General features: G+C 52.9%; 4 protein-coding genes and 1 rRNA gene (1 of these 5 cut by a window edge). All 5 read left to right on the top strand.

All coding sequences use genetic code 11. The features are described from left to right. Positions 1 to 2,456: ribosomal RNA gene (locus JNE38_RS25140) — 23S ribosomal RNA — on the top strand (it extends 470 nt beyond the left edge of the window). Positions 2,457 to 2,642: 186 nt separating this feature from the next. After that, positions 2,643 to 3,320 carry a formylglycine-generating enzyme family protein gene (locus JNE38_RS25135; protein WP_238933460.1) on the top strand — a complete coding sequence of 226 codons (678 nt, stop codon included), beginning with the start codon at positions 2,643 to 2,645 and terminating at the stop codon, positions 3,318 to 3,320. Positions 3,321 to 3,439: 119 nt separating this feature from the next. Further along, on the top strand, positions 3,440 to 4,432 hold the full coding sequence (locus JNE38_RS25130) for a lipoate--protein ligase (RefSeq protein ID WP_203353817.1): 993 nt from the start codon (positions 3,440 to 3,442) through the stop codon (positions 4,430 to 4,432). Between the two features lie 27 nt (positions 4,433 to 4,459). After that, entirely contained in the window at positions 4,460 to 5,197 is a 738-nt protein-coding gene (locus tag JNE38_RS25125; RefSeq protein WP_203353816.1) for an ABC transporter ATP-binding protein, read from the top strand. After that, on the top strand, positions 5,194 to 6,339 hold the full coding sequence (locus JNE38_RS25120; RefSeq protein ID WP_238933459.1) for an ABC transporter permease: 1,146 nt from the start codon (positions 5,194 to 5,196) through the stop codon (positions 6,337 to 6,339). Before JNE38_RS25125 ends, JNE38_RS25120 begins: the two co-directional genes overlap by 4 nt. The last annotated feature ends 30 nt before the right edge of the window (positions 6,340 to 6,369 follow it).

Raw genomic sequence — 6,369 nt, 5'->3', positions numbered from 1 at the left:
CTAAATACTACCTAGCGACCGATAGTGAACCAGTACCGTGAGGGAAAGGTGAAAAGCACCCCGGGAGGGGAGTGAAATAGTACCTGAAACCGTGTGCTTACAAATAGTCGGAGCCCGTTAAAAGGGTGACGGCGTGCCTTTTGTAGAATGAACCGGCGAGTTACGGTAGCGTGCGAGGTTAAGTTGAAGAGACGGAGCCGCAGCGAAAGCGAGTCTGAATAGGGCGATAGTACGCTGCCGTAGACCCGAAACCGTGTGATCTAGCCATGTCCAGGGTGAAGGTAGGGTAACACCTACTGGAGGCCCGAACCCACGCACGTTGAAAAGTGCGGGGATGAGGTGTGGCTAGCGGTGAAATTCCAATCGAACTCGGAGATAGCTGGTTCTCCCCGAAATAGCTTTAGGGCTAGCCTCGGAATTTAGAGTCTTGGAGGTAGAGCACTGATTGGGCTAGGGGCCCTCATCGGGTTACCGAACTCAGTCAAACTCCGAATGCCAATGACTTATGTCCGGGAGTCAGACGGTGAGTGCTAAGATCCATCGTCAAAAGGGAAACAGCCCAGACCATCAGCTAAGGTCCCCAAGTATACGTTAAGTGGGAAACGATGTGGAGTTGCCCAGACAACCAGGATGTTGGCTTAGAAGCAGCCACCATTTAAAGAGTGCGTAATAGCTCACTGGTCGAGTGACTCTGCGCGGAAAATGTAACGGGGCTAAACGTATCACCGAAGCTATGGCAGTCCTTACGGACTGGGTAGGGGAGCGTTCCAAGCAGCAGTGAAGCCGTACTGGAAAGAGCGGTGGAGCGCTTGGAAGTGAGAATGCCGGTGTAAGTAGCGAAAAGACAAGTGAGAATCTTGTCCACCGAAAGCCTAAGGGTTCCTGGGGAAGGCTCGTCCTCCCAGGGTTAGTCGGGACCTAAGCTGAGGCCGAAAGGCGTAGGCGATGGACAACAGGTTGATATTCCTGTACCACCTCTGTTCCGCTTGAGCAATGGCGTGACGCAGGAGGATAGGGTGAGCGGCCTACTGGATGGCCGTCCAAGCAGTAAGCCTGGTGTGTAGGCAAATCCGCACACCGTAAGGGCAAGCTGTGATGGCGAGGGAAATTTTAGTACCGAAGTCCCTGATTTCACACTGCCAAGAAAAGCGTCTAGCGAGGAATAAGGTGCCCGTACCGCAAACCGACACAGGTAGGCGAGGAGAGAATCCTAAGGTGCGCGGGATAACTCTTGCTAAGGAACTCGGCAAAATGGCCCCGTAACTTCGGGAGAAGGGGCGCCCCGGTAGGGTTTATAGCCCGAGGGGCCGCAGTGAAAAGGCCCAAGCGACTGTTTAGCAAAAACACAGGTCTCTGCGAAGCCGCAAGGCGAAGTATAGGGGCTGACGCCTGCCCGGTGCTGGAAGGTTAAGGGGATGGGTTAGCGCAAGCGAAGCTTTGAACCGAAGCCCCAGTAAACGGCGGCCGTAACTATAACGGTCCTAAGGTAGCGAAATTCCTTGTCGGGTAAGTTCCGACCCGCACGAAAGGCGTAACGACTTGGGCGCTGTCTCGGCAAGAGACCCGGTGAAATCATAATACCTGTGAAGATGCAGGTTACCCGCGACAAGACGGAAAGACCCCATGGAGCTTTACTGTAGCCTGGTATTGGAACTTTGTGCATCATGTACAGGATAGGTGGGAAGCTGAGAAGCAGGGGCGCCAGCCTCTGTGGAGCTGTCGGTGGGATACCACCCTTGATGTACGGAGTTTCTAACTCGTCGCCCTTATCGGGCGAGAGGACCATGCCAGGTGGGCAGTTTGACTGGGGCGGTCGCCTCCCAAAAGGTAACGGAGGCGCCCAAAGGTTCCCTCAGAATGGTTGGAAATCATTCGTAGAGTGTAAAGGCAGAAGGGAGCTTGACTGCGAGACCTACAAGTCGAGCAGGGACGAAAGTCGGGCTTAGTGATCCGGTGGTTCCGCATGGAAGGGCCATCGCTCAACGGATAAAAGCTACCCTGGGGATAACAGGCTTATCTCCCCCAAGAGTCCACATCGACGGGGAGGTTTGGCACCTCGATGTCGGCTCATCGCATCCTGGGGCTGAAGTAGGTCCCAAGGGTTGGGCTGTTCGCCCATTAAAGCGGTACGCGAGCTGGGTTCAGAACGTCGTGAGACAGTTCGGTCCCTATCTGTCGCGGGCGTAGGAAGTTTGAGGAGAGCTGTCCTTAGTACGAGAGGACCGGGATGGACGCACCGCTGGTGCACCAGTTGTCACGCCAGTGGCACAGCTGGGTAGCTATGTGCGGACGGGATAAGCGCTGAAAGCATCTAAGCGTGAAGCCCCCTCCAAGATGAGACTTCCCACAGCGCAAGCTGGTAAGACCCCTCATAGACGATGAGGTTGATAGGTTCGGTGTGGAAGCGTGGTAACACGTGGAGCTGACGAATACTAATCGGTCGAGGACTTATCCACACACTCTTAGCAAACATGCAGATCCAGTTTTGAAGGTACGAGGGCAAAGACCTGATGATTTTAGATCATCGGGTCTTTTTATGTTTCCAAGAGTTCCTGTAAGAAGCGAACCGGAGGAAGTGATTGATTTAAAAGGAAGCGGACAGGTAAAATATGTGGAAATGGGAACCGCTGGAGGTGCGTACTGTGGCAGATGACAGAGAGGCTTATCCGGACGATCTACTGGTTAAAATCCCAGGGGGAAATATCGAATTAAGAGACGATCGGATCAAAAGCAAATGGACAGCTGAAGTAAGACCGTTTCTACTAGCCAAATATCCTGTAACGAAAAGCCAATACTTTGCCATTACCGAAGAATCAAATCTTTTTGACGGAGATGCAAGTCCGATTGTCCATGTCTCATGGAACGATGCCATCTCCTTTTGTAATCGTCTGTCCCAAAAAGCAGGATTACAAGAGTGCTACACGGTAAGCGATGATGGTGAAGCCGTTATTTGCGATTGGGGATCAGATGGCTATCGCCTACCTACAGAGGCAGAGTGGCAATATGCATGCAAAGCAGGGACAGCCGGTTATAGATATGGAGAACTTGATGAAATTGCCTGGTTTGCTGAGAATTCAGAAGGCCGACTCCATGATGTAGGGCGAAAGAAACCAAATGCATGGGGGCTTTACGATATGCTAGGAAACGTGTGGGAGTGGTGCTGGGATCTGTATGATGCAGACGTGTACGGCTCCTACCGAATTTTTCGCGGAGGCAGCTGGGCGGAGGAGGCGAGGGGGTGCGGGGCTACCGTTCGGCGACGTAGCCATCCGACATTTCGCATCGATGACCTGGGGTTCCGCCTTGCCAAGTCCTTTTAACATACGTATTTTCGAAATCCACTAGCACTATCGATTAGGCATGATACCAAAGGAGCGATCATTGGACGAAAATGGTATGATGGAGAGAAAAGACTGTTCACTAGATGGAGGCACGTCCAATGAAATTTATCGACAACAAGGGGATTACCGATCCCCGGATCAACCTCGCAATCGAGGAATACGCTCTGAAACAGCTTCCTGCCAGCGATGATTACCTATTGTTCTACATAAATGAGCCTTCCATCATCATCGGCAAAAACCAAAACACCATCGAGGAAATCAACGCAGACTATGTCGCGGAAAATAACATCCATATCGTTCGCAGACTTTCTGGCGGAGGAGCCGTTTACCACGACTTGGGCAATTTGAATTTCAGCTTCATCACAAATGATGACGGTCAGTCCTTTCACAATTTCCGCAAGTTTACGGAACCAGTCGTGCAAGCATTGAAAGGACTGGGAGTGGAAGCAGAGCTTACGGGGCGCAATGACATCCAGGTAGGCGAGCGCAAGATCTCCGGAAATGCCCAATACTCGACGAAAGGGCGCATGTACAGCCATGGAACGCTGCTTTTTGCTTCAGAGATGGAGAATGTGGTGTCCGCGCTCAAGGTCAATGCGGAAAAGATCAAGTCCAAAGGGATCAAGTCGATCCGCAGCCGCGTCGCCAACATCACGGAGTTCTTGGACAAGGATATGACGATCGAGGAATTCCGCTTGGCGATCCTCCATTCGATATTTGGCGGAGGAGAAGTGGAGGAGTACAAGCTCACTGAAGAGGATTGGGCAAACATTCACAAGCTGTCCCGCGAGCGCTACCAAAGCTGGGACTGGAACTACGGCAAGTCTCCGAAAAGCAATTTCCGCGCCTCCAAGCGTTTTGACAATATCGGAACGGTCGAGGTGCAGCTGGATATTGAAAAGGGGCGGATAGAGGAAGCCAAGATTTACGGAGATTTCTTCGGGGCCAGAGAGGTTTCCGAGCTGGAAGCAAAGCTGGAAGGAATTCCGTACGATCGTGGGGCGGTCACAGACGCATTGGCCGAGGTGAGCATCCATGAGTTCGTAGGCAATCTGGACCGCGAAGCTTTCATGGACCTGCTGTTTGGTTAAGAAAGAGAGCGAGGAAAGGGGCATACCATGACAACCTTGCTGGAAGTAAAAGGCGTGACAGGTGGGTACTCGTCTAGGAACTCAGTCATCGAAGACGTCTCCTTTCACATTCAGGAGCGGGAAATTGTAGCGCTGATCGGCTTGAACGGGGCTGGAAAGAGTACGACCATCAAACACATCTTGGGTCTCTTGGAGCCGCGGGCAGGCGAGATCCGCATAGCAGGGAAGACGTTTTCAGCCGATCCCGATACCTATCGCCATGCCTACGGATACATTCCAGAGTCCCCGATCTACTACGAGGAGCTGACCTTGTGGGAGCATTTGGAGCTCGCAGCGATGAGCCACGGACTGGAAAAAGAGGTGTTTGTAGAACGCGCGAAGCCACTCCTGCAGGAGTTCCGCATGGAGGAAGCCAAGGATCGATTCCCGCAGCAATTTTCCAAAGGGATGAGACAAAAGCTGATGATCATGATGGCACTGATGGTGCGACCGTCCTTGTACATTGTGGACGAGCCGATCCTCGGGCTGGATCCGCTCGGAATTCGCACGCTTTTGACGTGGCTCGAACGCTGCAAGGAGCAGGGAGCGGGCATTCTGATGTCGACGCACATCCTGGCCACGGCGGAAAAATACTGCGATCGGTTCATCATCTTGCATAAAGGCAGGATCAAAGCACAGGGGACACTGGAAGAGCTGAGGCACATCACCGGAATGCCGTACCATTCGCTGGACGACATTTACTTGCGGTTGGTAGAAGAAGAATGAAGATGACGATCGATGTGGATGCACTCTTCCGCGAACGATTGCAGCGCCACTTGGCGGAGCTCGTACGCTATGGGCAGTACATGGCAAACGGGGGCGTGCTTATGGTCGCGGTCTTCCTTTGCGGGCTGCTGGCCTACTACTACCCGAATCTGGTGAAGGCCATCCCGGCGTGGTTCCCAGTCCCGTACGCCCTCGCTCTGGTGCTCGCTATTTTCATTACCAGAAGCCCGCACCGGACCTTTTTGCTGGAGGCTGACCTGATCTTTTTGACGCCGGCTGAGACCAAGATGGCTCGCTATTTTCAAAAGACTCAGGTCTATAACTTTGTCGTTCAGAGTATAGGACTGTTTCTCGTCCTGCTGCTGTTTCTGCCTTTGTATCAAGGGACGATTGGAGCAAGCGGAGCACAGGTGTGGCTGTACTGGGGCGTGCCATTTGTCTTAAAGGGCTGGAACGTGTACATCAGTTGGACCGTCTTGCGCTTGCCAGGCAAACAGCAGGGTGCGGCTTTTTCGATGGGGCGTTTTGGACTGACGTATTTCTTGCTCGCCTGGATGCTGACAGAGGGGGGCTTTCTCGCCTATCAGCGCGTGCCTTACGGGGCGATCCTCTGGATGGGGTTGCTGATTTGGTTCCATATCCGCTTGCTGCAAATCCCGAAAAAGCATGCGTATCAATGGTATCAACTGCTGGAGATGGAGAACGGGCTGCGTTTGCGGTTTTATCAAATCGCCAATCAGTTTCGGGATGTCCCGTCCTTGCAGCAGCGGGTGAAACCTCGGAAATGGCTGATGTGGATCGCGGGTCTGATTCCGTACCGCCAAGAGAACGCGGGACGAGTCCTGTTTTTGAAGACCTTTTTGCGGTCAGGAGATCTGGCCGGGATGTATATCAGACTGCTTGTCATCAGTTCGCTGCTGATCATCATGCTGCCGGGTCCACTCGCCCAGATAGCGGTCACTGTGCTGTTTTTCTTTATGTCGGCAAGCCAGCTGAAAGGCATCGGGAGTCAGGCTCGTCACCACAGCCGTGCGTCCCTGCTTCCCATCAATGAACATCAGCAAACAAGCGCGGCTTCGTGGGTGCGTCGGGTGCTTTTGGGTTTTCAAGTAGTGGTGAATATGGTGCTTGCATTTGTGTGAATAGAGAAAAGACCGAGCCACCTTTAGCTC

It is taken from the genome of Brevibacillus choshinensis (assembly GCF_016811915.1).
GTDB lineage: Bacteria > Bacillota > Bacilli > Brevibacillales > Brevibacillaceae > Brevibacillus > Brevibacillus choshinensis_A.
The sequence above is the reverse complement of the archived record's forward strand: the minus strand, read 5'-3'. Positions and strand labels throughout refer to the sequence as shown.